Below are 25,136 nucleotides of genomic sequence, written 5' to 3' on the forward strand. Positions count from 1 at the left end.
CGATCCATTCCGCCAGCGCACTTGACTCATCCATATCCCGGCGGTTATACGTCAATCAATAGCTCGCAGGTTATTGATCTCGATGCCGGACGCCCACGATACTTTGTTCAGAACGCTTGCCGACCCGACCCGGCGGGCCATCTTCGAGCGCTTGTGCCGCCAAGGTGAGCAGACCGTGGGGGCGCTGACGGCGCAGTCCGGGGTCTCGCAACCGGCGGTGTCGAAGCATCTCGGCGTCCTGAAGCTGGCCGGCCTGGTGCGTGACCGCCACGCCGGACGCCAGACCCACTACAGCGCGCAGCCCGAGGCACTTGGTCCGCTGACCAACTGGACAGTTCAAATGACAGGATTCTGGGAGAGCCGCTTCGATGATCTCGAGAACCTGCTGAAAAGGATGGACCAGTGAGCAATCCCGAGCTGCGCACCGTCGTCGTCGAACGTGAAATATCCTGGCCGGCGGAGAAGATCTGGCGCGCGTTGACGCAGCCGCATCTGATGGAGGATTGGCTCATGAAGAATGATTTCAAGCCTGTCGTCGGCCACAGCTTCAATCTTCGCGGCGACTGGGGCGGCGTGCTCGACTGCGAGGTGCTGGCCATCGAGCAAAACAGGACGCTGTCCTACAGCTGGGATTTTGCGCATGAGGATGCCGCCTACAATCTGAAGAGCGTGGTGACGTTCACGCTCACACCCACGAGCTCGGGAACCCATCTGCGCGTCGAGCAGTCGGGCTTCCATCCGAGCCAGAAGCAGGCCTATGGCGGCGCCAGGGCCGGGTGGCAGCAATTCCTCACCAAGCTGGAGCAGGTCCTGGCGAAGCCGGATTGAAGCCTGCCGGTACCATGCCCTGATCGCGGGGCACCGAATGCAAAAAGGAGGAAATCGATGAAGATCAAGCTGACCAGCGTCTATGTGGACAACCAGGACAACGCACTGCGCTTCTACACCGACGTGCTGGGCTTTGCTGTGAAGGCCGACTTCAGCAATGGGGCTTTTCGTTGGCTGACCGTCATCTCACCCGATGAGCCCGAGGGAGCCGAGCTACAGCTGGCGCTCAACGACAACCCGGCAGCCAAGGCCTACCAGCAGGCCATCTTCAAGCAGGGGCAGCCCGCGCTCATGCTGTTCACCGACGACGTCAAGGGTGATTACGAGCGCATCAAGGGACGCGGCGGTGCGTTCGCCATGGCGCCGACAGAAGTGACCGGCTCGACCATCGCCCAGCTCAACGACAGCTGCGGCAATCTCATCCAGATCACCCAACTGGCGCGTTGGTAGGCGCTGGTTTCAAGAGGAAGTTGCAATGAACTTGAGCAAATGGATACGTCAAACCCATCGTTGGCTGTCGATCATCTTCACGCTGACCGTGGCAGCCAATTTCATCACCATGGCGTTCGGGCAACCTCCGGCCTGGGTGGTCTATTCGCCGCTGCTGCCGCTATTCCTGCTGCTGTTCAGCGGCCTCTACATGTTCGTGCTGCCTTACGTCGCGAGATCGCGTGGCGAGCAGGGCGCGCAAGGGTAGGACATGGCCAAGGCGCCGGGAAAATCGAAGGTCGCAAAACCGGCCCCAGACAAGCCGGAAAAGCCGGTCCTGCTTTCGGGCGGCAACCCGCAGATCCCTAAGGTCTATGGGGACGCTCCGGTGCAGGCATATATTGCCGCCATGCCGGGCTGGAAAAGCGATGTCGGGCGCCGGATCGACGCACTTATCGTCAGCGCCTTCCCCGGCGTCTGCAAGGCGGTGAAGTGGAACTCACCGTTCTATGGCATCGAGGGCGACGGTTGGTTCCTCAGCCTGCATTGCTTCACCAGATACGTCAAAGTCGCCTTCTTTCGCGGCACGTCGCTCGATCCTGTGCCTCCCGGCGGTTCCAGGCAAAAGGAAGTGCGCTATCTCGACATCCATGAAGGCGAAGAGATCGACGAAGCCCGCTTCGCCTCCTGGGTGAAGCAGGCCAGCCGATTGCCCGGCGAGAAGATGTGAACGGAGGCAGACCATGAAGATCAGCATGTCGAGCAAGGACGAGGGAGGCGCCTCTGCCTCCGAGCGGATAGATGCCCGAATCCGGGAGCTGGACGATTGGCGGGGCAAGACGTTGGCCAGCCTGCGCAAGACCATCCTCGACGCCGACCCGGAAATCATCGAGGAGTGGAAGTGGATGGGCAGCCCGGTATGGTCACGAGACGGCATGATCGCCGTCGGCAACGCTCACAAGGACAAGGTGAAGCTGACCTTTTCTCACGGTGCCAGCCTGCCGGATCCCGACAGGCTGTTCAACAACGGGCTCAACGGCAAGGTGTGGCGCGCCATCGATGTGTCGGAGGGCGACGAGATCGATGCGGATGCGCTGAAAGCGCTCGTCCGCGCCGCGATTGCCTACAACAGGGCTAAGAAGAAACCGGCTAAGTCGGCCAAAGCCAAGGACTGATCGGTTCAGGCGTCCGACCACTCCGACAGAGCGGCAATCACACTTTTCAGTTCGGCCCAGCGGCGGATGACGGTTTCGGCGCCGGCTTCGGTCAGCACATCGGCATGGCTGGGATAGCTGTGCGCGGCGCCGGTGAAGCCGATCACGCGCATGCCAGCGGCCCTGGCGCCGGTGACGCCGTGCACCGAATCCTCGATGACGAAGGTGTTTGCCGGATTGGCGTTGAGTTGCTGCGCCGCGATCAGGAACACATCCGGCGCGGGCTTGGTTTTCTTGCTTGGTATTTCCAGCGCTGAAAAAATCCGGCCGGCGAAGAACGGCAGCAGGCCCACTTTCTCGAGCATGAACTCGATCCGCTCCAAGCGTGAGTTCGAGCAGACGCAGCGCGGCGCGGTAACCGCGGCGACCGCCTCGCGCACGCCGTCGATGGCGCGCACGTCGCTGCGCAGTTTGCGGTCGACCAGCTCTTCGGCCCGGTCGATCATCGAGGCCTGGAACGGGATGGCGGATTTTTGCTCGACCCGCATCATGATGTCCTTGAAGGTCAGTCCGGCATAGGTTTCGGCGTATTCCTCAGCCGAGATTTCATATCCGGCCAAGGTCAGCAATTCGGCTTCGACGCGGGCTGCGATGATTTCGGAATCGACGAGCACGCCGTCGCAATCGAAGATGACAAGATCTGGCTGGGGCATGGCAATCCGAACGAGGGAGGGTGATGGAGGCCCGGCAAGGCTCAAGCGGCGCGACATACACCAACGGGCCGGGCTGCGCAAATTGACGACGTCAGGGCTGCCTGGACCGTTGCGTCCTTCACCGAATATTTACGCTGATCGGTAACCATAACGGGGAGTAAACAGTAACGCGTGCCTTGGGTGTAAAAATGTCTGCCGTGCGTCTTCTCGCCGACCTCTCCCACGCCCCCCAGCAATCCGAGTGGCTGGACACGATCCTCAAGGGCGATTGTGTCGCCGCGCTCGACCGGCTGCCGGAAAAATCCATCGACGTCATCTTCGCCGATCCGCCTTACAATCTGCAGCTCGACGGCGATTTGCACCGGCCCGACCAGTCCAAGGTCGACGCCGTCGACGATGACTGGGACCAGTTCGAGAGTTTCGAGGCCTATGACGCCTTCACCCGCGCCTGGCTCCTGGCGGCACGCCGCGTGCTGAAGCCGAATGGCACCATCTGGGTCATCGGCTCCTACCACAACATCTTCCGCGTCGGCGCCAAGATGCAGGATCTCGGCTTCTGGATTCTCAATGATGTCGTCTGGCGCAAGACCAACCCTATGCCGAATTTCCGCGGTCGCCGCTTCCAGAACGCGCATGAGACCATGATCTGGGCCTCGCGCGACCAGAAGGGCAAGGGCTATACCTTCAATTACGAAGCCATGAAGGCATCGAACGACGACATCCAGATGCGCTCCGACTGGCTGTTCCCGATCTGCACTGGCGGCGAGCGGCTGAAGAACGACAATGGCGACAAGCTGCATCCGACGCAGAAGCCGGAAGCGCTGCTCGCCCGCATCATGATGGCCTCGACCAAGCCGCGCGACATCGTGCTCGACCCGTTTTTCGGCTCCGGCACCACCGGCGCCGTGGCCAAGCGGCTTGGCCGTCACTTCGTCGGCATCGAGCGCGAACAGGCCTATATCGACGCCGCCAACGAGCGCATCGATGCGGTGCGGCCGCTGGAAAGCGCCGATCTCGCCGTGCTCACCGGCAAGCGCGCCGAGCCGCGCGTCGCCTTTGTCAGCCTCATCGATACCGGGCTTATGCAGCCCGGCGCCACGCTTTACGATGCCAAGAAGCGCTGGTCGGCCAAGGTACGCGCCGACGGCACGGTGGCGATCGGCGACAGCGCCGGCTCGATCCACAAGATCGGCGCCGAAGTGCAGGGCCTGGACGCCTGCAATGGCTGGACCTTCTGGCACTATGAGCGCTCGGGCGGCCTGACCCCGATCGACGAACTGCGCCGGATTGCCAGGCTTGGCATGGAGCGGGCAGGGGCTTGATCTCAGGTCGTAGAGCGCTACCTTCCGGCCTCTGCGCGGCTCACACCGCGATGCCATACCGCTCAAGGTCCGCCTTGAGCGTTTTTGCATCTGTGAACAGCACAGCATTCCAGCCAGCCGCCCTGGCTCCGTCGACATTCCTGGGGCTGTCGTCGATGAACAGCGTGGCGGAGGGCTCCAGGCCGAACGCGACCACGTGATGGTCGTAGATGGCGCGGTCGGGCTTGATCTCACGGATATCGGCCGACACGGTCACGCCGCGCGGGCGGCTAAGGAAATCGAAGCGCAGTCTTGCCTCGGCAAGCGTGTCGGCGGCGAAGTTCGTCAGCATGGTCACGTCGCGGCCGCTCTCGATCAGGCCGAGCATGATGGCGACGCTGTCCTCATAGGCATGCGGCACCATGTCGTTCCAATAGCGCCGGAAATTGCGAATGTTTTCAGCATGATCCGGGTAATCCGCGATCAGCAGCGCTTCCGCCTCTTCCCACGTCCGGCCACGATCCTGCTCGATGTTCCAGTCATGCGTGCAGACATTGTCGAAGAACCACTTGCGCTCTTCGGCATCGGGAATGAGGCGGCTGAACGGAATGTTCGGATCGTAGTGGAGCAAGACGCGGCCGATGTCGAACACGATATGGCGGATTTCAGTCATTTCTGGCCTTTCAAAGCGAATGCTAGTCAATTGGGCGGTGTTTTTTGGTTGCGCCCGGTATCGCTGCTTCGATGACCTTTTTCATGACGGTCGGCAGCGCTTCTCCGGAAATGTCATGGGCCAGCGACCAGAAATGCCCTTCCGGCGCATCACTTTTCACTTGAGCGTGAAAAACTTCGAGCTCGAGCGCGAAATGGGTGAAGACATGCGCGATCTCTCCAGCGCGCCGCCAGTCGGCAGGGAAGGGCGCTGCCTCCGAAGTGGTTGCACCGTCGATCCGCGCTGTCCAACCTGTGGTCGGCACCTCGGTCATGCCGCCGAGCAGGCCCTTGTCAGGCCGCTTGCGCAACAGGATGGCGCCGTCGCCGCGCTCGGCGACGAAGGCGGCACCCCGCCTGAGTGGTTTGTCGACCTTGGGCAGGCGGACCGGAAAGCGCTCGGGGTCGCCGGACAGGATGGCGCTGCAATCCTCGCGCACCGGGCACAGCATGCAGCGCGGCCGTCTTGGCGTGCAGATCGTGGCGCCAAGGTCCATCATTGCCTGGGCGAAGTCGCCCGGCCTTGTCTGCGGAACCAGTCTTGCGACGAGCGCGCGGATTTCAGGCTTTGCCTCGCTGAGCCGCGTTGCGATCGAATAGAGCCGCGAGATGACACGTTCGACATTGCCGTCGACGACCGCCGCCGGACGGTCGAAGGCGATCGCCGCGATCGCCGCCGCCGTATAGGCGCCGATCCCCGGCAATTCCCTCAATCCCGTTTCGTTGTCGGGAAAACGGCCGCCCTGGCTCGCAACCAGATCGGCGCAGGCCTTGAGGTTGCGCGCCCGTGAATAATAGCCGAGCCCGGCCCAGGCCTTCATCACATCCTCGGCCGGCGCAGCCGCCAGCGCCTTCACATCAGGCCATTTCTCGACAAAGGCGCGAAAATAGGATTTTACCGCTTCGACCGTGGTCTGCTGCAGCATCACTTCCGAAAGCCAGATGCGATAGGGGTCCGGCCGTGCACCGCCGGCCGCGGCGTGCGGCGTGATCCGCCACGGCAGTTCGCGATGGTGCGCGTCGTACCAGGCAAGCAGACGCGCGGCGATCTCTCCCGATAGAGTTGGTCCGGATGCGGCCTTGCGGGTCTGTTCGTGCAGTGCCATTGATCGCGGGCTGGCTCTAGGCTGGTGAGGAGCGTGGCTGGAGAACGTACATGGCAGGGAGAACGCCTTACGGCAATCCCGTTCCGGTGAGCGATCTCGCGACCGCGATCCTCGACCCCGTGCTGCGCAAGCGGGCCGGCATTTCGATCGGGCTGGTGCAGTCATGGGAAGAGATCGCCGGCCCCAGGCTCGCCGGCCATTCGCGCCCCGAAAAAATCCAGTGGCCGCGCCGCATGCATGAAGACGATCCGTTCGAGCCGGCGGTGCTGGTCATCGCCTGCGAGGGCATGGCCGCGCTGCACCTACAGCACGAGACCGGCGAGATCATCAACCGCGTCAATGCCTTTCTCGGCTTCAACGCGATCGGCAGGATCCGGATCGTGCAAAAGCCGGTGCTGAGGGACAAAGCCCGGCCGAAACCGACGCCGAGAGCACTGACTTCTGTCGAAAAGGCCAAATTGTCCGATACCGTCGGCAAGATCGAGGATGAAGGCTTGCGCGCCTCGCTGGAGCGTCTTGGCGCCACAATTCTTGGCCAAAGGAAGCGGCCAAGGTAATCAACCGGTAATCAGTCGGTCATGAACGCGTCATCTATCTCGCGCATTCGTGATCCTGCATGTAGAGTTTGGCGATTGGAATGGGGACGGCGATGCCTTAATTCCCGCCAACTCTCGCCTTTTCTAGCCCTTGCGTTGCAAAATCAAACCACAGTCAGGTGATTCGCATGAACCGTAGCTTGTCCCGCAGAAACCTCCTGTCTTCGCTGGCCGTCATTCCGGCAGTGGCTATGCTCGCCGCATGCAGCGATTCAGGCGAGGATGCCAAAGCAGCGGATGTGAAGCCTGCGGCTCCCGCGGTGCCTGCTTCGACGCCTGCCACTCCGGCCGCCGTCAAGGTCCCGGAGTCTTCCGGCAATGTCGACATGGCCGAACTGCTGAAGCCCGGCGCTTTGCCCGACAAGCAGCTCGGCAAGGATGACGCCAAGGTCACCATCGTCGAATATGCTTCGATGACCTGCCCGCATTGTGCGCATTTCGCGGCGACCACCTTCCCTGAGTTGAAGACCAAATACATCGACACCGGCAAGGCGCGTTACATCCTGCGCGAATTCCCGTTCGATCCGAGCGCCGAGGCCGGTTTCATGCTGGCGCGCTGTTCGAAGGACAATTATTTCCCGATGGTCGACGTGCTGTTCAAGCAGCAGGCCAACTGGGTCGGCGTCAACAATACCAAGGATGCGCTGCTGCAGATCTCCAAGCTCGCCGGTTTTACACAGGAGTCCTTCGAGGCCTGCTTGACGGACCAGAAACTTCTGGACGATGTGAGATCGGTCCAGAAGCGCGGCGCCGATGAATTCAAGGTCGACTCGACACCGACCTTCTTCATCAACGGGAAAACCTACAAAGGTGCGATGTCGATTGAGGAAATATCGGCCATCATCGACCCTCTGCTCTGACGTCCAGGCGGCGCCGGAGCGACTGCGCTTCGGCGTCAGCGCACCTTTGTGCCTTCCAGGCAGGCGCGAATGAAGTTTTCGCGCCTTCGCCTCCTCGGCTTCAAGTCCTTCGTCGAACCCGGCGAGTTCGTCATCGAACGCGGCCTGACCGGCATTGTCGGGCCGAATGGCTGCGGCAAGTCGAACCTTGTCGAGGCGATGCGCTGGGTGATGGGCGAAAGCTCATACAAGAACATGCGCGCGTCCGGCATGGACGACGTGATCTTTTCCGGCTCGGGAACGCGCCCGGCCCGCAACACCGCCGAAGTCACGCTGTTCCTCGACAATAGCGACCGGACCGCGCCCGCCGCCTTCAACGACGCCGATGAATTGCAAGTGTCGCGCCGCATCGAGCGCGAAGCCGGCTCGCTCTACCGCATCAACGGCAAGGAAGCCCGCGCCAAGGACGTGCAGCTTCTGTTCGCCGACCAGTCGACCGGCGCGCGCTCGCCATCCATGGTCGGACAGGGCCGCATCGGCGAACTGATCCAGGCCAAGCCGCAGGCGCGCCGCGCGCTGCTCGAAGAAGCCGCCGGCATTTCCGGCCTGCACACGCGCCGTCACGAGGCCGAGCTTCGGCTGAAGGCGGCCGAACAAAATCTGGAACGGCTGGACGATGTCGTCGGCGAACTGGAGAGCCAGATCGAAAGCCTTAAGCGCCAGGCGCGCCAGGCATCGCGCTTCAAGAACCTGTCGGCCGATATCCGCAAGGCGGAAGCCACGCTCTTGCATCTGCGCTGGACTTTGGCCAAAACCCAGGAGGGCGATGCGCGTTCGGCATTGGCGGTTGCCACAGCTCTGGTCGGCGACCGCGCCGCCGCCCAGATGGCTGCCGCCCGTGAGCAAGGCATCGGCGCCCACCGGCTGCCCGATCTGCGCGATGCCGAGGCCGCCGCGGCTGCCGCCTTCCAGCGCCTGTCGATCGCCAAGGCTCAGATCGAGGAGGAGGCTGGCCGCATCCGCGCCCGCCAGGCCGAACTGGAGCGCCGGCTGCAGCAGCTCGACGGCGACATCGCCCGCGAGGAGCGCATGGTCCGCGACAATGCGGATATTCTTGAGCGCCTGCGCGAGGAAGAAGCCACGCTCAACTCCGAAAATGCCGGCGCCGCCGAGCGCGAGGCCACGACGCGGGCCGCTTTCGAGCAGGCCGGCACAACGCTCTCGCAGAGCGAAGCCAAGCTCGCTGCGCTGACCGCCGAACGCGCCGAGGCCGCCGCCGCGCGCAATCAGATCGAACGAACGCTGCGCGAAAACGCCGAACGCCGCGATCGCTTTGCCCGCCAGCTGGCCGATGTCGACCGCGAATTGTCCGAGATTGTGTCGAAGGTTGCGGGCTTGCCCGATCCCGCCGAGAAGCGCGCTCTGGTCGAGGACGCGCTCGCCCGGTTGGAGGAGGCCGAGGCCGGCGCCATTGCTGCCGAACAGGCGGTCGCCGAGGCGCGCGCCACCGAGAGTGCCGCCCGTCCGCCGCTGCAGGATGCCAGGGCCGAACTCGCCGGCATCGAGACCGAAGCCCGCACGCTGGCCAAGATCCTCAATGCCGCCAGCGGCGATCTTTTCCCGTCGGTGCTGGAGCAACTCAGCGTCGAACGCGGCTATGAGACGGCCCTCGGTGCTGCGCTTGGCGAGGATCTCGACGTGCCGCTCGACCGCAGCGCGCCGGTGCATTGGGGCGAAAGCCAGGTTCAACCAGGCGATGCGGCTTTGCCGGAAGGCCTCAAGAGCCTCGCCAGCGTGGTGCGCGCGCCTTCGCAGCTTGGCCGCCGGTTGGCGCAGATCGGCATCGTCGATGCGGCGGACGGCAAACGCCTGCAGACGATGCTTGCCCCCGGCCAGCGGCTGGTCAGCCGTGACGGCGCGCTGTGGCGTTGGGATGGCTTGACCGCCAGCGCCGATGCACCGACCGCGGCCGCGCAGAGGCTGGCGCAGAAGAACCGGCTGGCCGAGCTTGATGCCGAGGCGGTGCAGGCGACGCAGATGATGCGTGAGGCAGAGGCTGCCCTTGCCCAGGCCGAACAGGCGCTGCGTGAGGCGAGCGAGGCCGAACGCAACGCCCGCCAGGCCGGGCGCGATGCCCAGCACGGACTGGACGCCGCCCGCAGCGCGCTGGCCGGGGCCGAAAAGGCCGGTGGCGAGCTGGCAAGCCGCCGCGCCGCCCTGGACGAGGCGCGCGCGCGAATCGTCGACAGCCATGAAGAAACGGCCGCCGCCTTCGCCGAGGCCGAAATGCTGCTGCAGGACGCCCCCGATCTCGGCGACCTGCAATTGCAGCTTGAACAATCCGCCGCCAATGTAAGCCGCGATCGCGCAACCTTGGCCGACGCGCGCGCCGTCCATGAAGGCCTGCGCCGCGAAGCCGAAGCGCGCACGCGCCGGCTCGACGCCATCGGCGCCGAGCGCAGCAACTGGCTGCAGCGGGCCGAAAACGCCTCGACCCAGATCGCCTCGCTCGGCGAGCGCAGGGCTGAAGCGGAGGCCGAGCGCGAGACGTTGGCCGACGCCCCCGATGAGATCGACGCCAGGCGCCGCGCGCTGCTGTCGCAGCTCACCGAGGCCGAGACCTTGCGCAAGGCAGCCGCCGACCGCTTGCAGGAGGCCGAGACCAAGCAGGCCGAGCTGGACAAGGCCGCCACCGCGGCGATCCAGTCGCTGGCCGATTCCCGCGAAACCCGCGTCCGCGCCGAAGAGCGATTGACCGCCGCCGACGAGCGCCGGCTCGAGGTCGAGGCGCGCATCCAGGAAACGCTGAACACGCCGCCGCATCTGGTCATCCGCCATACCGGCCTGGAAGTCGACAGCCCGATGCCGGAAATGGCCGACATCGAGCGCCAGCTCGACCGGCTGAAGGTCGAGCGCGAAAGGCTCGGTGCCGTCAATTTGCGCGCCGAGGAAGAGCAGAAGGAATTGTCGGACCGGCTGGAGGCCATCGTTTCCGAGCGCGAGGACATCATCGAGGCGATCCGCAAACTGAGGCAAGCGATCCAGAGCCTGAACCGCGAAGGCCGCGAACGGCTGCTTGCCGCTTTCGAGGTGGTCAACGGCCATTTCCAGCGGCTGTTCTCGCATCTGTTCGGTGGCGGCACGGCCGAACTGCAGCTGATCGAATCCGACGACCCGCTCGAAGCCGGGCTCGAAATCCTGGCCCGTCCGCCCGGCAAGAAGCCGCAGACCATGACGCTGCTGTCCGGCGGCGAGCAGGCGCTGACGGCGATGTCGCTTATCTTTGCGGTGTTCCTGACCAATCCGGCGCCGATCTGCGTGCTCGACGAAGTCGACGCGCCGCTCGACGATCACAATGTCGAGCGCTTCTGCAATTTGATGGACGAAATGGCCGCGACCACCGAGACGCGCTTCGTCATCATCACCCACAACCCGATCACCATGGCGCGCATGAACCGCCTGTTCGGCGTGACCATGGCCGAGCAGGGCGTCAGCCAATTGGTCTCGGTCGATCTGCAGGCCGCCGAGGCGATGCGCGAGGCGAGCTGACGCAGCATGCTTTGTTGATTTCGTCGGCGATGGCCTCGATCCGACTGTTGCAACAGGGCCGTCGCCCCTGCGACCTGCTTGCGACGCGCATTCTGTAAGGTTCGAAGAGAAGGAATTTAAGCGTCACCTGAGAGCGAACGCCAAAGCCCACATGCAAAGCGCCCGGCCAACGCGAAAGCGATGCCTATAAGGCACAGATGGCAATAGGCTCCGACCGCAATTCAGCTGCCACGTTTATCGGAAGCCAAGGAAGCTCAGTATCGCAATCACGATAACGACTGCTCCGATGAGCCAGATTATGTTGTTCACCGTATCTCTCCCGAATTAGTTGCTGGGAGTGAACTCGTAAGAGCCTACTAATGTTCCCGCATTTTTCTGCGTCGAAACAAAATGGCGGCCATCGCTTCGTCGATTGCCAGACCAAGGTCCGAACACGGTATGACTGAAGTCCTGACGTCGGAGCCATAGGCCTGAAGGCGGGCAACCTATGCCCTCCCGATACATTGGAACCGGGCTGCCGAGCATGAGTCCCTTCATCGGTGGTCAATCGGGTGCCCGCCATTCCTGAGAGGTTAGCGGGCACCCGATTGTCGTGACACCGCCAAGCGGTGTTCGTTCAACAGAGAGGCTGACAGTGACCTTTGTCCAGAGATCAGTGCGTGACGGCGCAACCCGACCCGCAAACGACAACGACAGTCCTGCGGAAGTTTCTTCCGTTCTTGACCTCATACCATCGGCTGACGACGACAAGGTCGCTGAGCTTGTCAGGCGAACAGAGCGCCTGGCAATCGCAGTGGTTATCGGAATCGCGGTTCTGCTGATCTTGGCGCCGGTGGTTTACCTTGCACTTTCTTACGGGATCTGAGACGGCCCGACCTATGGGATCTGAAATGGCCTGATTGGTCTCGTAAATCTCACAAATTTGTGCCGACGGTCTTCCTCGCAAGACGGGTGTTTTCCGTCACAGATCAGGAGATCGAACGCGACGACATAGAAGGGTCCTGTGCAGCGCTCCTTTGTCGAGTGGCGTAACCCTGGTGGTCGGCTTGAAAGAGCGCCTTTACCAGAAGTTGCCAACAGGAGCTGCTGTCGCAACTTCTTCTTTCGATACGCCGTGTTGCACGGGAGCAGCCGTCACTGATCGCGCCCGTGGACCGACGACGCTACTCGGAACCAAAGGGATGGGACGCGGTTATCCCCGCGAAGGGATAATTAGCAGGTGGAGATATTATAATGAAAACAATGATCGTGAGCGCCTTGGCGCTGTTCATTGCCATGCCGACGATAGCTCCGGCAGCCGAAGCTGACGTGGTCATCACGACCCACCATCGACATCATCACAGGAGCGTAAAGGTCATCAATGACCAGGGTCAACGCCTTCATCACCGCAGACACGGCACGGTTGCCTTCTACGACCACGGCCGCAGACATCATCGCCGGGATACGGTCATCGTGACCGGCTCGATCGAGCGGAGCCATCATCGCTATTATCGACATCATCGGCATCATCCCGTCGTCATCCAGGACGACAACGATTACTGATCCTCTCCGCACGGCCCCGGCTCTGTCAACGGAGTCGGGGTCGCGTGGGAGTCAGATAGCTCCTGACGGCAGCCATCGATAAGGTCGGTAAATCATTGATTCCAAAGGCATGTGATTTGGCTGGGGCGCCAGGATTCGAACCTGGGAATGTCGGTACCAAAAACCGATGCCTTACCACTTGGCGACGCCCCAGCAAGCGAGCTTTGCCCGTTGCGCGCGGCCTTATAGGACGAGCGGCACGAAAGCTCAATGCCGAGTTGGCCACTGTGCAAAACTGATCCACCGCTTGGCGCGGGGACGCGCTATTCGCCCCAGACCGCCAACTCGTTGCCAGCGGGATCGGTGAAATGGAACCGCCTGCCGCCCGGGAACGAGAATATCGGCTTGACGATCGTGCCGCCGGCGCTTTCGACAACGTCGAGCGTTGCTTCCAGATCCTGCGAATAGAGCACCGGCAATGGTTTCGCCGGCGCCTCCGCTGCATCGGCCTGGAAGCCGCCATCGAGCCCTTCGCCGAAGGCCGAATAGGTCGGCCCGTAATCGGTGAACGACCACGAGAAGGCGGCGCTGTAGAAAGCCTTGACGCTGTCCAGCGTCGCGCCGGTCGCGGGCAGTTCGAGATAGTCGAGTTTTCCGTTGAGTTTCATCACGCTGCTCCCAACTTGTTCCCTATATGTTCTATATCCTGGGCAGCGATCCGGCAAGTCTTTTCGACGCAGCTTTTGCTTAATCGATTGTAGTCGCCGGGCTTCGCTGCCACACCTTGCCTTTCGCACTGCAGCATAATAACGCTCGGGTCGGAACGCGGGGGAACCGGGTCTTGGCCCCGGTGTTCTATCTTCCGAGGACTTGGAGGGCGAGCATGACCAAATGGGTCTACACCTTCGGCGATGGCGCCGCGGAGGGACGTGCGGGCGACCGCAACCTTCTCGGCGGCAAAGGCGCCAATCTGGCCGAGATGTGCAGTCTTGGCCTGCCCGTGCCGCCGGGCTTCACCCTCACCACCGAAGTCTGCAACGCCTATTACGCCAACGGCAACAGCTATCCGGCCGCGTTGCAGGCCGATGTCGTCAAGGCGCTGGACCATATCGGGCAGCTGACGGGGCGCCGTTTCGGCGATCCGTCGAAGCTGCTTCTGGTCTCGGTCCGCTCCGGGGCCAGGGCCTCGATGCCGGGCATGATGGACACCGTGCTCAATCTCGGCCTCAATGACGAGACGGTCGAGGCGTTGGCAGCCGATTCCGGCGATGCCCGCTTTGCCTATGACAGCTACCGCCGCTTCATTCAGATGTATTCCGATGTCGTCATGGGTCTCGACCACGAAGTGTTCGAGGAAATCCTGGAGGACCAGAAGGCGAGCCTCGGCCACGAGCTCGACACCGAACTGACAGCGCAGGAATGGCAGAGCGTCATCGCCCTTTACAAGGCCAAGGTCGAGGAGGAACTCGACAAGCCGTTTCCGCAGGACCCGCACGAGCAGCTGTGGGGGGCGATCGGCGCGGTATTTTCCAGCTGGATGAACAACCGCGCCATCACCTACCGGCGCCTACACGACATCCCGGAAAGCTGGGGCACGGCGGTCAATGTCCAGGCCATGGTATTCGGCAACATGGGCGAGACGTCGGCCACCGGCGTCGCCTTCACGCGCAACCCCTCGACCGGCGAAAAGATGCTCTATGGCGAATTCCTGGTGAACGCGCAGGGCGAGGATGTCGTAGCCGGCATCCGCACGCCGCAAAACATCACCGAGGCGGCGCGCATCGCCGCCGGCTCCGACAAGCCGTCGCTGCAGAAACTGATGCCGGACGCGTTCCGGTCCTTCGTCGACATCTCCGACCGCCTGGAACAGCACTACCGCGACATGCAGGATCTCGAATTCACCATCGAGCGCGGCAAATTGTGGATGCTGCAGACGCGTTCCGGCAAGCGCACCGCCAAGGCGGCGCTGAAGATTGCCGTCGAAATGGCGCGCGACAAGCTGATCACGACGGAGGAGGCGGTCGCCCGCATCGATCCCGCCTCGCTCGATCAGCTGTTGCATCCGACCATCGACCCCAAGGCCGCGCGCGATGTCATCGGCGTCGGCCTGCCGGCTTCTCCGGGCGCCGCGACCGGCGAGATCGTCTTCTCGTCCGCCGATGCCGAGGATCTGAAGACGCAAGGTCGCAAGGCAATCCTGGTGCGCATCGAAACCAGCCCCGAAGACATTCACGGCATGCATGCTTCAGAAGGCATCCTGACCACGCGCGGCGGCATGACCAGCCACGCCGCCGTAGTCGCGCGCGGCATGGGCAAGCCTTGCGTTTCCGGCGCCGGCTCGCTGCGTGTCGACTACAAGGCCGGCACGCTGATGTCGATGGGCCAGACCTTCCGCAAGGGCGACATCATCACCATCGATGGTAGCAACGGCCAGGTGCTGAAGGGCGCCGTGTCGATGCTGCAGCCGGAACTGTCGGGCGATTTCGCCGCCATCATGGAATGGGCCGATGCGGTGCGCCGCATGAAGGTGCGCACCAATGCCGAGACGCCGCTCGATGCGCGCATGGCGCGCTCCTTCGGCGCCGAAGGCATCGGCCTCTGCCGCACCGAGCACATGTTCTTCGACGGCGAGCGTATCGTCGCCATGCGCGAGATGATCCTGGCCGATACCGAGAAGGACCGCCGCACCGCGCTTGCCAAGCTGTTGCCGATGCAGCGCTCGGATTTCCTCGAACTGTTCGAGATCATGGCCGGCCTGCCGGTGACGATCCGGCTGCTCGATCCGCCGCTGCACGAATTCCTGCCCAAGACGGAAGCGGAGGTGGCGGAGGTCGCCGCCGCCATGAACGTCTCGCTCGACAAGCTCAGGCAGCGCACCGAAGCCCTGCATGAGTTCAACCCGATGCTCGGCCATCGCGGCTGCCGCCTCGCCGTCTCCTATCCCGAGATTGCCGAGATGCAGGCGCGCGCCATTTTCGAGGCAGCCGTCGAGGCCGGCAAGAAAGCCGGCGCGCTGGTCGTTCCCGAGATCATGGTGCCGCTGGTCGGCCTGGTGAAGGAGCTCGACTACGTCAAGGCGCGCATCGATGCGGTCGCCAAGGCTGTCATGGACGAGACCGGCGTCAAGATCGACTATCTCACCGGCACGATGATCGAGCTTCCGCGCGCGGCGATCCGCGCCCACGTCATCGCTGCTACGGCCGAGTTCTTCTCCTTCGGCACCAACGATCTCACCCAGACCACTTTCGGCATCTCGCGCGACGATGCGGCGTCCTTCCTCGAGACCTATCGGCAGAAAGGCATCATCGAGCAGGACCCGTTCGTCTCGCTCGACATCGAGGGCGTCGGCGAACTGGTGCGCATGGCTGCGCAAAAGGGCAGGGCGACACGGCCCGACATCAAGCTCGGCATATGCGGTGAACATGGCGGCGATCCGGCCTCGATCCGCTTCTGCGAAGAGGTCGGCCTCGACTATGTCTCGTGCTCGCCCTACCGGGTGCCGATCGCAAGATTGGCCGCAGCCCAAGCCGCGGTGCAGATTGCCAAAACAGCAGTGCCGCGCCCCAAAAAGAGCGCCGCGGCATCCTGATTTCGACACAGTCCTTTCGGTATCGATGAAACGGCCACCCCTGGGTGGCCGTTTGGCGCTAAGCTTACGATTTTGTAAGCAAATTCACGCTGATGTGCGCGCCCCAACACGCAATCCCGACATCGTTTCTTCCCAATTTCACGGCCCCCCAACCCGCCCGGTGCCGAGAAAAAGATGTTACAGATTTCGCCCAGACCCTTCCGCTCGATCCTGATTATCCAGACCAAGTTCATCGGCGATATTGTTCTGTCCTCCACGCTCGCCAAGAACCTGCAGCTCGAATATCCCGGTGTCAGGATCGTCTTTCTCTGCGAGGCGCGCCTCGCCAGTTTCGTCACCGCGCACGGCATCGCCGCCGAGGTCGTCAGCTTCCGCCGCGCCGCCATGCGCGGCACCCCGCTGGAGCGTGGACGCGAACTCTATTCGATGATCAGCCAGCTGCGCCAATTCCGTTTCGACCTGACCATCGACCTCACCGATTCAAAGACATCGCGGCTCATCGTCAGGTTCCTCAACGCCAGCACCCGCATCGGCTACAATCCTCCGGAAAGGCCGCTGCGCTGGCATGAGCGCCAGCCCGCCAATGTCTTTGCCGAGCCGTTCGGTTTTGGCGAACGTCACTATCTCTACCGCTACCTTTCGCCGCTCGAGCCGCTCGGCGTCGGCCTGCGCGTGCGGGTGTTGTCGATTCGGCCATTGCCGATGGAGACGGCGAGGGCCCAGGCATTGCTGGACAAACACCATTTGCGGCCAAACGGCTTTATCGCGGTGCATGCCGGCGCAAGTTTTCACGGCCGGCGCTGGCAGCATGAACGCTTTGCCGCCGTGATCGACACGATTTCGCGCGAAACCGGACTGGATTTCGTACTCGTCGGCGGCCCTGACGAGCGCAAGCCGGCCGAGCAGATCCTCGCCAGTGCCGCGTCGATCATCAACCTCGTCGGCGCGCTGTCGCTGGAAACGCTGCTGGCGGTGTTGCAGCAGGCGCGGCTGTTTGTCGGCAATGAGAGCGGCCCCATGCACATGGCAGCAGCGGCCGGAACGCCGGTTGTCGGCCTGTTCGGCCTGACCAGCCCGACCGTCTGGGGACCGGTCGGCGTGCCCAGTCTCGCCTTGCAGCCATCCATGCCGTGCAATTGCGTGGCGGGCAGCCTGTGCAATCCGCTCGATCCCAGCAAGGCCTGCTGTGTCTGGCGCCTCGAGGTCGAACCGGTCGTCGCGGCCGTGCGCGAAGTCCTGTCACGCACGCATGTGGAACTGGAACACGCCGTCTGACGGTGCGCGGCGGTCACATTGTCGGGATATCAGCTTTCTCACGGCCACTATCCCGATTTCCGCCTTGTTGCGGGTCCTGGGATGCGGCTATGACAGCGCCGATTCTCAGACAAGACAGGCATCCCTTGCAAAAGCTGTTTTGCGCCTTGGCGCTATCTATCGTGGCCGTGTCCTCGGCCCAGGCCGCGCCGCTTGTCGAGCCGGCGCTGCATCTGAAGGCTGAGGACGGTAGCAGTGTCGGCCGCGTCGCGCTTACGCTCGACGCCTGCGGCGGCCAGACCGATACGAGGATCCTGTCGGCGCTGGTGGAGAACCGGATTCCGGCGACGATCTTCGTCACCGGTATCTGGCTGAAGCGCAACGCCGCCGCCGTCGAGATCATGCGCGCGCATCCGGACCTGTTCGAACTGGAAAACCATGGCGGCCGTCACATCCCGGCCGTCGACACGCCGCGCAAGATCTATGGCATCCGCAGCGCCGGCAGCCCGGAAGCGGTGCAGGCCGAAGTCGAATCGGGCGCTGCCGCTCTCGCTGGCACCGGCGAGCCGGCGCCGAAATGGTTTCGCGGCGCGACCGCCGAATACAGCCCGTCGGCTATCGCCATGATCCGCAAGCTTGGCTTCAAGGTCGCCGGCTTTTCGATCAACGGCGATGGCGGCTCGTTGCTCGGCGCAACAGAAACTGCCCGGCGCATCGCCGCCGCCAAGGATGGCGATGTCATCATCGCCCACATCAACCAGCCGACCCACGCCGCCGGCGAGGGCGTCGTGCAAGGTCTGCTCGCGCTGAAGGCCAAGGGGCTGACGTTCGTGCGGCTGGATGACGCCGACGGTGTCGGCAACGACGGGACGACTGATTAGGATCAGGCGGCGGCAGGCAGTTTCACCGCCTTTGGACTGACGTCGCCGACGTTTGAGATTAGCCGAGGCCTCTGAGCTTCGTCATCCCAGGATGAAACAGGAGCGAAGCTCCGTCGCGAAGACCCTGGGATGACGAAGCGAGCAACGGCGGCTTGAGTCGCTTGCTCAGGCCGGTGCTGCTTCGATCGTCACCCTGTCGGGATAGAAGGCGCCGTGGTCGCGAATCTCAGCCATTTCGTCGAACGGCTGCTCATAGCCCCACATTGCGTCCTTGCCGGTCTCGCCGGCCGGCAGCACGCTCCAGTAGCTGGCGTCGCCCTTGTAGGGGCAGTGGGTCGACAGGGTGGTTTTGCCGAGCTGGGTGAAGTCGATGTCTTCGAAGGGGATGTAGAATGCCTGGCGGTAGGGCGGTTCGGACAGAAGCTTCGCCCGCGTCGATGAGGCGATCACCGTATCGCCGGCACGCACGACCACGGTACCGCGATAGGGTTCGACGGTGATGACCTTGCCGGGATTGCTCTGAAAGCCGGGGGCGGGGTTGGCGATCTGGTCCATGCGGGGTTCTCCTTGTTCGATTGGGAGCACAGTCCGATTGAGAGAGTGCGGGGTTGCTTCCCATGTCCCTAAAATGTGTCTGGAGAACTCGTTGCGCAAGCCTTCGCCAGTAGGCCAGAGCTGGCCTTCCGATCACTAAAAACGATCCCGCGTGGAATGCTAGGCTGCGGTCTTGAACACGTCCATTAGGCCGGCATAGGCCGCGGCAATACCGGCTACCGGGTTGGTGCTTCTTGACGTCGTCTCGACCTTCAGCGGGCCGCCGCCGGTCGGCAAGGTGAGCAGCAGGAACTGGCGATTGCCGCCGTCGCCGATCGATGCGGCGGCGACATGCTGGCCTTCGCCTTCGTTCTGGACGCACATTTTGAACAGCAGCGTGCCGCCGACCGCTTCCAGGGCGCCGCCGACCACCTCGACAAATTCGTCTTCGGAGACCTTTTTGGCCTCCGGCACGAGATCGGCCAGACTTGCGGCAAGCGTGTCTTCAAGCTCTTTGTCGTCGAGTTGAATATCGTCCAACTGCACGTCTTGGGCCTCGCTGTCAGCCAGCTGCCTGTCGTCGATCTGCCTGTCGTCGAGCTGCGTGTCCATGCGAACCTCTTTCAGTCGCCAATCCGCACCCCTACCCCGTTAACGAACCTTAACGTCGACGATGGCCGGATTGTGGCGGTTTTCCCCGCCTTTCGATCACTGCTTGCTTCAGCCGTTAACGGTTGGAGACGTCATGGCTGGACAATCCGTCCGTTCGTCCCACAATGGAACAAAAGACGGGAAAAACGAGGAAGCAATGGGAGGAACCAGATGCTCGGACTGATGCAGGAATGGCCGCTGCTCTGCCACAAGCTGATCGACAATGCCGAGCGGCAGCACGGGACGCGCGAGATCGTCTCGCGCTCGATCGAAGGTCCTGTCGTTCGCACCACCTATGCTGAAATTCATCGCCGCGCGCTCAAGGTCGCTCAACGGTTGGAGCGCGATGGCTTTGTGCTCGGCGACCGCATCGCGACCCTGGCCTGGAACACGGCGCGCCACATAGAGGCCTGGTACGGCATCATGGGCATCGGCGCCATCTACCATACGCTTAACCCGCGTTTGTTCCCCGAGCAGATCGTCTGGATCATGAACAATGCGCAGGATAGAGGGATCTTCGTCGACCTGACCTTCATGCCGCTGCTGGAAAAGATCGCCGGCGCGGTCAAATCGCTGAAAAAGGTGATCGTCCTGACCGACAAGGCGCATCTGCCTGAAACGACGCTGCCGAATGTGGTTGCCTATGAGGACTGGTTGAACGAGGCCGATGGCGACTTCGCCTGGAAGGTTTTCGGCGAAAACACCGCAGCCGGCATGTGCTACACCTCCGGCACGACGGGCGATCCCAAAGGCGTGCTCTACAGCCACCGCTCGAATGTGCTGCATGCCATGATCGCCGCCATGCCCGACGCAATGGGCCTCTCCGCGCGGGACACGATCCTCCCCGTCGTGCCGATGTTTCATGCCAATGCCTGGGGCCTTGGCCAGAGCGCGCCGATGATCGGCGCCAAGCTGGTCATGCCCGGTTGCAAGATGGACGGCGCCTCGATCTACGAGCTGCTCGACACCGAGAAGGTGACCTTCAGCGCCGCCGTGCCGACCGTCTGGATGATGCTGCTGCAGCATCTGGAAGAGACCGGCAAGAAGCTTCCCTATCTCAGCAAAGTCGTCATCGGCGGCTCGTCCTGCCCGCGCGCCATCATCAGGAAATTCCAGGACAATTACGGTGTCGAAGTCATCCATGCCTGGGGCATGACCGAAATGTCGCCGCTCGGCACGCTGTGCACCATGAAGCCGCAGTATCAAGCGCTCGAGGGCGAGGACCGGCTCGATATCCAGGGCAAGCAGGGCTACCCGCCCTTCGGGGTCGAGATGAAGGTGACGGATGACGACGACAAGGAACTGCCTTGGGACGGCAAGACCTTCGGCCGGCTGAAGGTGCGCGGTCCAGCCGTCGCCAGCGCCTATTATGGCGGCGTCGGAGCCGAGCAGTTCGACAAGGACGGCTGGTTCGACACTGGCGATGTCGCCCATATCGATTCCGGCGGCTACATGCAGATCACCGATCGCGCCAAGGACGTCATCAAGTCGGGCGGCGAGTGGATATCGACCATCGACCTGGAGAACCTCGCCGTCGGCCATCCCGATGTCGCCGAGGCCGCGGCGATCGGCGTCCATCATTCGAAATGGGGCGAACGGCCCTTGCTGGTCGTGGTCGCCAAACCCGGCAAGGAGCCGAGCAAGGCGGACATACTGGCGTTCATGGACGGCAAGGTGGCGAAATGGTGGATGCCCGACGACGTCGCTTTCATCAGCGAAATCCCGCACACCGCCACCGGCAAGATCCAGAAGATCACCTTGCGCAAGCAGTTCAGCGACTACCGCCTGCCGACGGATTGACCGGGACCGTGCGTTTCCTTGACCTTCAAGCTACCGGCGGCAAAAACGTTAGGGCAGGGGATGTTCAATTTGAGCATCCTTTGCTCTAAGCGTCTGTGCGGGTTGGGGCGGTGCTGAAGACAATGGAAATTGACGAGCGGCAGACATCGAAGGCGGCCGGCTGGTCGCGGCGCACGGGCGCTTTTGCCCTGGTCCTGCTGCTCACCGTGCTGGCCGGCCATCATTTCGAACTGGTCGAAACGCCGGCCTTCCTGTGGGTGCTGGCGATCGTCGCCTTGCTTGCCGCGTTCGCTTTGCTGTTTGCCGGCCTCGCTTTGTCCCGGCTGTGGCATTTCGGTGACCGTGGCGGCCGCGACCTCTCGGTCGGCGCCCTGCTGGCGCTGCTGGTGCTGACGCCCTACGGCTTTGCCACCTATTTGGCGGCGACCACGCCGCCCCTGAGGGACATCACGACGGACCTCGACAATCCGCCAGTGCTCGACACCAGCGACCGCACCAAGGACATGAACGTGCTCGCGCTGCCAACGCCGGGCGAAGCGCGCCTGCAGGCCGACGCCTATCCGCTGGTCACCGGGCATAGCTACAATCTGCCTTTCGAAACCGTCGTCGACGCCGTTGAAACCGTGCTCGACCGCCGCGATTGGCAACTTACCGCGCCATACCCAGTGACCGACGGTCAAGACGAGGTGACGATATCGGCCGTGGCCCGGAGCTTCGTCGTGGGCCTGCCCGCCGACGTCGCCATCCGGGTCAGCAATGATGGCGACACCATCGTCGTCGACATGCGCTCGGCCTCCCGCTACGGCCGCTACGACCTCGGCGACAATGCCGCCCGTATCGTCGGGTTCCTCGCCGAACTTGATCAGGAAGTTGCGGGCCAGGTGGGTGCGGCGCCGGCTGAGTAGTTCTACCCCACCGGCACAAAAACGCCGTCGATGGCCGGGTCACCCTGGGTAGCAACCAGGCCGCGCGCCACCAGGTCCTCGAGATGGGCAAGCACCGACAGGCCGGCGGCGCCATGCAGGCGCGGGTCGGTGTCCCTGTAGATCGCCTTGACCATGTCCGGGATTGTCCGGTCGCCGCCCCGGATCCGTTCGAGGATCGCCCGTTCGCGCATCTTGCGGTGAGTCTTCAGCCCGCGCATGAAGCTGCGCGGCGCATTCACCGGGCCGCCATGGCCGGGCAGCAGCAGGCGGTCGCCGCGCGCGATCAATTTATCCAGCGAGGCCATGTAGTCGGCCATCGCGCCGTCCGGCGGCGCCACGATCGACGTCGCCCACGCCATCACATGGTCGGCCGAAAACAGGATGCCGGTGCCTTCGAGCGCAAATGCCGCGTGATTGGCGGTGTGGCCCGGCGTCAGCACCGTCCGGATCGTCCAGCCATCGCCCTCGACCAGCGCATTGTCGGGCAGCGCGATCTCCGGGACGAAAACCGTGTCGGCGCTGGCGTCGAGCGGGTTGATCTCGCCGATCCGCAGCGGCCTTGCCGGGCGGTGCGGGCCTTCGGCCAGTACAATAGCGCCGGTGTGCGCTTTCAGCCGGGCGGCCAGCGGAGAATGGTCGCGATGCGTGTGGCTGACGAAGATATGGCTGACCGGCCGGTTTGCGATCACCTTGAGCAGCGTCTGGAAATGCGCCTCGTCATCGGGGCCGGGATCGATCACCGCCAGCGTATCGCGCCCGACGATGTAGCTGTTGGTGCCGTGAAAGGTGAACGGGCTGGGGTTTTTGGCGGTGACGCGCAAGACGTCCGGCGCAACGGTGACGCCCTCGCCATAGGCCGGATCGAAGCTGGTGTCGAATTTGAGCGCCATGGCGGTGTCGTTGAATCTCTGTTCAGGAAGACGGCAAAACTGATTGCCGCATAACACGGAAGCCAATATAGAAAAACGCAAGGCCGCGATCTGCGGCAATCCGGATTGGGGAAGACCATGGCACTTGCAACGACGATGCGTCCGCTTGTTTCTCTCGCTTTGCCCCAGGAGGGCGCGCAGCGCCTGGCAACCCAGCTTTTGCTCGCGATCGCCGGAACGCTGCTTTTGACCCTGTCGGCCAAGACGAAAGTCGTGCTCGGGCCGGTCGACATCTCGATGCAGACGCTGGCCGTCCTGCTGATCGCCACCGCATTTGGCCTGCGGCTTGGCGTCGCTACCCTGCTTCTCTACATGGCCGAAGGCGCCATGGGCTTCCCGGTCTTCCAAAGCACGCCTGAAAAGGGCATCGGCATCGCCTACATGATCGGCGGCACCGGCGGTTATCTCGCCGGCTTCGTCGTCATGGCGGCCATTGTCGGCTGGGCCGCCGACCGCGGCTGGGACCGCCACCCGGTCAAGTTGTTCAACGCCATGCTGGTCGCCGAAATCGTCATGATGGCCATGGGCTTTGCCTGGCTGGCCACCCTCATCGGCGCGGAAAAGGCGTGGCAGTTCGGCGTTTTGCCGTTCGTCCTCGGCGACCTGATCAAGGTTGCGCTCGCCGCCAGCCTGGTGCCGGCGGTATGGTCGCTGCTGCCCAAGCAGCCCTGAAACCGGACAAATGAATGAGCCGGCGGGTCCAAGGCCCGCCGGCTTTTTGTTGTCGCGCGTCCGCCAGCCGATGGCGCAAGCCGGTTGCCAAATCGCCACGCCCATTTGCATCGTCAGCTTGTGGCTGGTAGATCAAATTGCCGCGAGACGGCAGATGCAGAGCAATTCTGGCGCCGATCCACGGCCGAGATTGAATTGACAAGCCATTGCGCGAAACCTAAGCACGAGCAACTTGATTTCAGGGCGGGGGCCGACAATTCAAGGAGAGCTTGTGAAAGGAATAATCCTTGCGGGAGGCAGCGGGACGCGTCTTTATCCCCTAACATTAGCGATCTCTAAGCAAGTCCTGCCGATATACGACAAGCCGATGATTTTTTATCCGCTGAGCGTCTTGATGCTCGCCGGTATCCGCCAGATTTTGATCATTTCGACACCTCGCGACTTGCCGGTGTTTCGGGAGTTGCTGGGCGACGGTTCGGAATTCGGGGTCGAATTCTCCTATGCCGAGCAGGCGCAGCCCAACGGGCTTGCCGAGGCCTTCATCATCGGCCGCGACTTCATCGGCAAGGATAATGTGTCGATGATTCTCGGCGACAACATCTATTTCGGCGAGGGCCTGTCGCAGCTCTGCCGCACTGCTGCGCAGCGCCAAAGCGGCGCGTCGGTGTTCGCCTACCATGTCGAGGACCCGCAGCGCTACGGCGTGGTGTCGTTCGACAAGCTCAGCGGCACGGCTTTGACGATCGAGGAGAAGCCGCCGGAGCCGAAGTCCAACTGGGCGGTCACCGGCCTCTATTTCTACGACAATGAGGTCGTCGACATCGCGTCGACGATCAAGCCCTCGGCGCGTGGCGAACTCGAGATCACGGCGGTCAACAACGTCTATCTCGAGCGCGGGAAATTGCACGTGCATCAGCTCGGCCGCGGCTATGCCTGGCTCGACACCGGCACGCATGACAGCCTGCATGAAGCCTCTTCCTTCGTGCGCACGATCGAGCACCGCCAGGGGATCAAGGTCGCCTGTCCTGAAGAAATCGCTTTCGAGCAGGGCTGGCTGACCGCCGACAAGGTGCTTGAGCGCGCCACGCGACTGGGCAAGAACGAATACGCCGCCTATCTGCGCCGGCGTGTCACCGAGCTGACGGAGACATAG

25 protein-coding genes and 1 tRNA gene are annotated in these 25,136 nt (G+C 63.0%); 18 read left to right on the forward strand and 8 right to left on the reverse strand.

What is annotated here, in order from left to right:
• Positions 1-82: 82 nt before the first annotated feature.
• Genes AC3CCE_RS27440 through AC3CCE_RS27465 form a run of 6 tightly spaced genes read left to right on the forward strand, consistent with a single transcriptional unit; the run spans position 83 to position 2,432 of the window.
• A complete protein-coding gene (locus AC3CCE_RS27440) occupies positions 83-406 on the forward strand; it encodes an ArsR/SmtB family transcription factor (protein WP_023698528.1) in 324 nt (107 codons plus the stop codon).
• On the forward strand, positions 403-828 hold the full coding sequence (locus tag AC3CCE_RS27445) for an SRPBCC family protein (RefSeq protein ID WP_023687161.1): 426 nt from the start codon (positions 403-405) through the stop codon (positions 826-828). Before AC3CCE_RS27440 ends, AC3CCE_RS27445 begins: the two co-directional genes overlap by 4 nt.
• A gap of 57 nt (positions 829-885) precedes the next feature.
• Positions 886-1,278 (forward strand): VOC family protein, encoded by a 393-nt coding sequence (locus AC3CCE_RS27450; protein WP_023687162.1) that lies wholly within the window; start codon positions 886-888, stop codon positions 1,276-1,278.
• A gap of 25 nt (positions 1,279-1,303) precedes the next feature.
• Positions 1,304-1,525 carry a hypothetical protein gene (locus AC3CCE_RS27455; protein ID WP_023668396.1) on the forward strand — a complete coding sequence of 74 codons (222 nt, stop codon included), beginning with the start codon at positions 1,304-1,306 and terminating at the stop codon, positions 1,523-1,525.
• A gap of 3 nt (positions 1,526-1,528) precedes the next feature.
• Positions 1,529-1,987 carry a DUF1801 domain-containing protein gene (locus tag AC3CCE_RS27460; RefSeq protein WP_023687163.1) on the forward strand — a complete coding sequence of 153 codons (459 nt, stop codon included), beginning with the start codon at positions 1,529-1,531 and terminating at the stop codon, positions 1,985-1,987.
• A gap of 13 nt (positions 1,988-2,000) precedes the next feature.
• The gene (locus tag AC3CCE_RS27465) at positions 2,001-2,432 is read left to right on the forward strand and encodes a DUF1801 domain-containing protein (RefSeq protein WP_352498439.1); all 432 of its coding nucleotides are present in this window, start codon (positions 2,001-2,003) and stop codon (positions 2,430-2,432) included.
• A gap of 5 nt (positions 2,433-2,437) precedes the next feature.
• On the opposite strand, the gene AC3CCE_RS27470 is transcribed toward AC3CCE_RS27465, so the two are convergent.
• A complete protein-coding gene (locus tag AC3CCE_RS27470) occupies positions 2,438-3,124 on the reverse strand; it encodes an HAD family hydrolase (protein WP_352626075.1) in 687 nt (228 codons plus the stop codon).
• A 188-nt stretch (positions 3,125-3,312) separates the two neighbouring features.
• Here AC3CCE_RS27470 and AC3CCE_RS27475 point away from each other — a divergent pair, with 188 nt between their 5' ends.
• The gene (locus AC3CCE_RS27475) at positions 3,313-4,446 is read left to right on the forward strand and encodes a site-specific DNA-methyltransferase (RefSeq protein WP_023698534.1); all 1,134 of its coding nucleotides are present in this window, start codon (positions 3,313-3,315) and stop codon (positions 4,444-4,446) included.
• A gap of 40 nt (positions 4,447-4,486) precedes the next feature.
• Here the strand turns inward: AC3CCE_RS27475 and AC3CCE_RS27480 are convergent, their stop codons facing one another.
• Positions 4,487-5,098, reverse strand: a complete 612-nt coding sequence (locus tag AC3CCE_RS27480) for an HAD family hydrolase (RefSeq protein WP_023706678.1) — start codon at positions 5,096-5,098, stop codon at positions 4,487-4,489.
• A 22-nt stretch (positions 5,099-5,120) separates the two neighbouring features.
• Positions 5,121-6,242: an A/G-specific adenine glycosylase gene (gene mutY / locus AC3CCE_RS27485; RefSeq protein ID WP_023668390.1), complete on the reverse strand. Its 1,122-nt coding sequence runs from the start codon at positions 6,240-6,242 to the stop codon at positions 5,121-5,123.
• A 50-nt stretch (positions 6,243-6,292) separates the two neighbouring features.
• Here mutY and AC3CCE_RS27490 point away from each other — a divergent pair, with 50 nt between their 5' ends.
• The 4 genes from AC3CCE_RS27490 to AC3CCE_RS27505 all read left to right on the forward strand — a co-directional run bounded on the left by AC3CCE_RS27490 (position 6,293) and on the right by AC3CCE_RS27505 (position 12,768).
• A complete protein-coding gene (locus AC3CCE_RS27490; RefSeq protein ID WP_023687168.1) occupies positions 6,293-6,799 on the forward strand; it encodes a DUF721 domain-containing protein in 507 nt (168 codons plus the stop codon).
• A gap of 167 nt (positions 6,800-6,966) precedes the next feature.
• Entirely contained in the window at positions 6,967-7,698 is a 732-nt protein-coding gene (locus AC3CCE_RS27495; protein ID WP_023687169.1) for a DsbA family protein, read from the forward strand.
• A 69-nt stretch (positions 7,699-7,767) separates the two neighbouring features.
• The gene (smc, locus tag AC3CCE_RS27500) at positions 7,768-11,226 is read left to right on the forward strand and encodes a chromosome segregation protein SMC (protein ID WP_352626076.1); all 3,459 of its coding nucleotides are present in this window, start codon (positions 7,768-7,770) and stop codon (positions 11,224-11,226) included.
• A 1,233-nt stretch (positions 11,227-12,459) separates the two neighbouring features.
• Entirely contained in the window at positions 12,460-12,768 is a 309-nt protein-coding gene (locus tag AC3CCE_RS27505; protein WP_023670691.1) for a hypothetical protein, read from the forward strand.
• Positions 12,769-12,885: 117 nt separating this feature from the next.
• Here AC3CCE_RS27505 and AC3CCE_RS27510 read toward each other — a convergent pair.
• Together AC3CCE_RS27510 and AC3CCE_RS27515 are read right to left on the reverse strand one after the other, a co-directional pair.
• Positions 12,886-12,960: transfer RNA gene (locus tag AC3CCE_RS27510), tRNA-Gln, on the reverse strand.
• A 110-nt stretch (positions 12,961-13,070) separates the two neighbouring features.
• Entirely contained in the window at positions 13,071-13,415 is a 345-nt protein-coding gene (locus AC3CCE_RS27515) for a VOC family protein (protein ID WP_023670692.1), read from the reverse strand.
• Positions 13,416-13,630: 215 nt separating this feature from the next.
• Here AC3CCE_RS27515 and ppdK point away from each other — a divergent pair, with 215 nt between their 5' ends.
• From ppdK to AC3CCE_RS27530, 3 genes are all read left to right on the forward strand, one after another.
• Positions 13,631-16,336 carry a pyruvate, phosphate dikinase gene (gene ppdK, locus AC3CCE_RS27520; RefSeq protein ID WP_023670693.1) on the forward strand — a complete coding sequence of 902 codons (2,706 nt, stop codon included), beginning with the start codon at positions 13,631-13,633 and terminating at the stop codon, positions 16,334-16,336.
• 174 nt (positions 16,337-16,510) lie between these two features.
• Complete coding sequence (locus AC3CCE_RS27525; RefSeq protein WP_352626077.1) at positions 16,511-17,611, forward strand: glycosyltransferase family 9 protein; 1,101 nt, start codon at positions 16,511-16,513, stop codon at positions 17,609-17,611.
• 89 nt (positions 17,612-17,700) lie between these two features.
• Positions 17,701-18,471 (forward strand): polysaccharide deacetylase family protein, encoded by a 771-nt coding sequence (locus AC3CCE_RS27530; protein WP_352626078.1) that lies wholly within the window; start codon positions 17,701-17,703, stop codon positions 18,469-18,471.
• Between the two features lie 165 nt (positions 18,472-18,636).
• On the opposite strand, the gene AC3CCE_RS27535 is transcribed toward AC3CCE_RS27530, so the two are convergent.
• Both AC3CCE_RS27535 and AC3CCE_RS27540 read right to left on the reverse strand, forming a co-directional pair.
• A complete protein-coding gene (locus tag AC3CCE_RS27535) occupies positions 18,637-19,026 on the reverse strand; it encodes a DUF427 domain-containing protein (RefSeq protein WP_023731365.1) in 390 nt (129 codons plus the stop codon).
• Positions 19,027-19,185: 159 nt separating this feature from the next.
• Entirely contained in the window at positions 19,186-19,617 is a 432-nt protein-coding gene (locus AC3CCE_RS27540; protein WP_352597358.1) for a hypothetical protein, read from the reverse strand.
• A 210-nt stretch (positions 19,618-19,827) separates the two neighbouring features.
• Between AC3CCE_RS27540 and AC3CCE_RS27545 the strand changes: the two genes are divergently transcribed.
• Together AC3CCE_RS27545 and AC3CCE_RS27550 are read left to right on the forward strand one after the other, a co-directional pair.
• A complete protein-coding gene (locus AC3CCE_RS27545; protein ID WP_352626079.1) occupies positions 19,828-21,456 on the forward strand; it encodes a fatty-acid--CoA ligase in 1,629 nt (542 codons plus the stop codon).
• A 122-nt stretch (positions 21,457-21,578) separates the two neighbouring features.
• Positions 21,579-22,361: a DUF1499 domain-containing protein gene (locus AC3CCE_RS27550; protein ID WP_023684603.1), complete on the forward strand. Its 783-nt coding sequence runs from the start codon at positions 21,579-21,581 to the stop codon at positions 22,359-22,361.
• Between the two features lie 2 nt (positions 22,362-22,363).
• Here AC3CCE_RS27550 and AC3CCE_RS27555 read toward each other — a convergent pair whose 3' ends face one another.
• A complete protein-coding gene (locus AC3CCE_RS27555; protein WP_352626080.1) occupies positions 22,364-23,272 on the reverse strand; it encodes an MBL fold metallo-hydrolase in 909 nt (302 codons plus the stop codon).
• 117 nt (positions 23,273-23,389) lie between these two features.
• Between AC3CCE_RS27555 and AC3CCE_RS27560 the strand changes: the two genes are divergently transcribed.
• Both AC3CCE_RS27560 and rfbA read left to right on the forward strand, forming a co-directional pair.
• Positions 23,390-23,983, forward strand: a complete 594-nt coding sequence (locus AC3CCE_RS27560; protein WP_352512872.1) for a biotin transporter BioY — start codon at positions 23,390-23,392, stop codon at positions 23,981-23,983.
• Positions 23,984-24,254: 271 nt separating this feature from the next.
• Positions 24,255-25,136: a glucose-1-phosphate thymidylyltransferase RfbA gene (rfbA, locus tag AC3CCE_RS27565; protein WP_023731361.1), complete on the forward strand. Its 882-nt coding sequence runs from the start codon at positions 24,255-24,257 to the stop codon at positions 25,134-25,136.

Source organism: Mesorhizobium sp. P160187 (genome assembly GCF_057766425.1).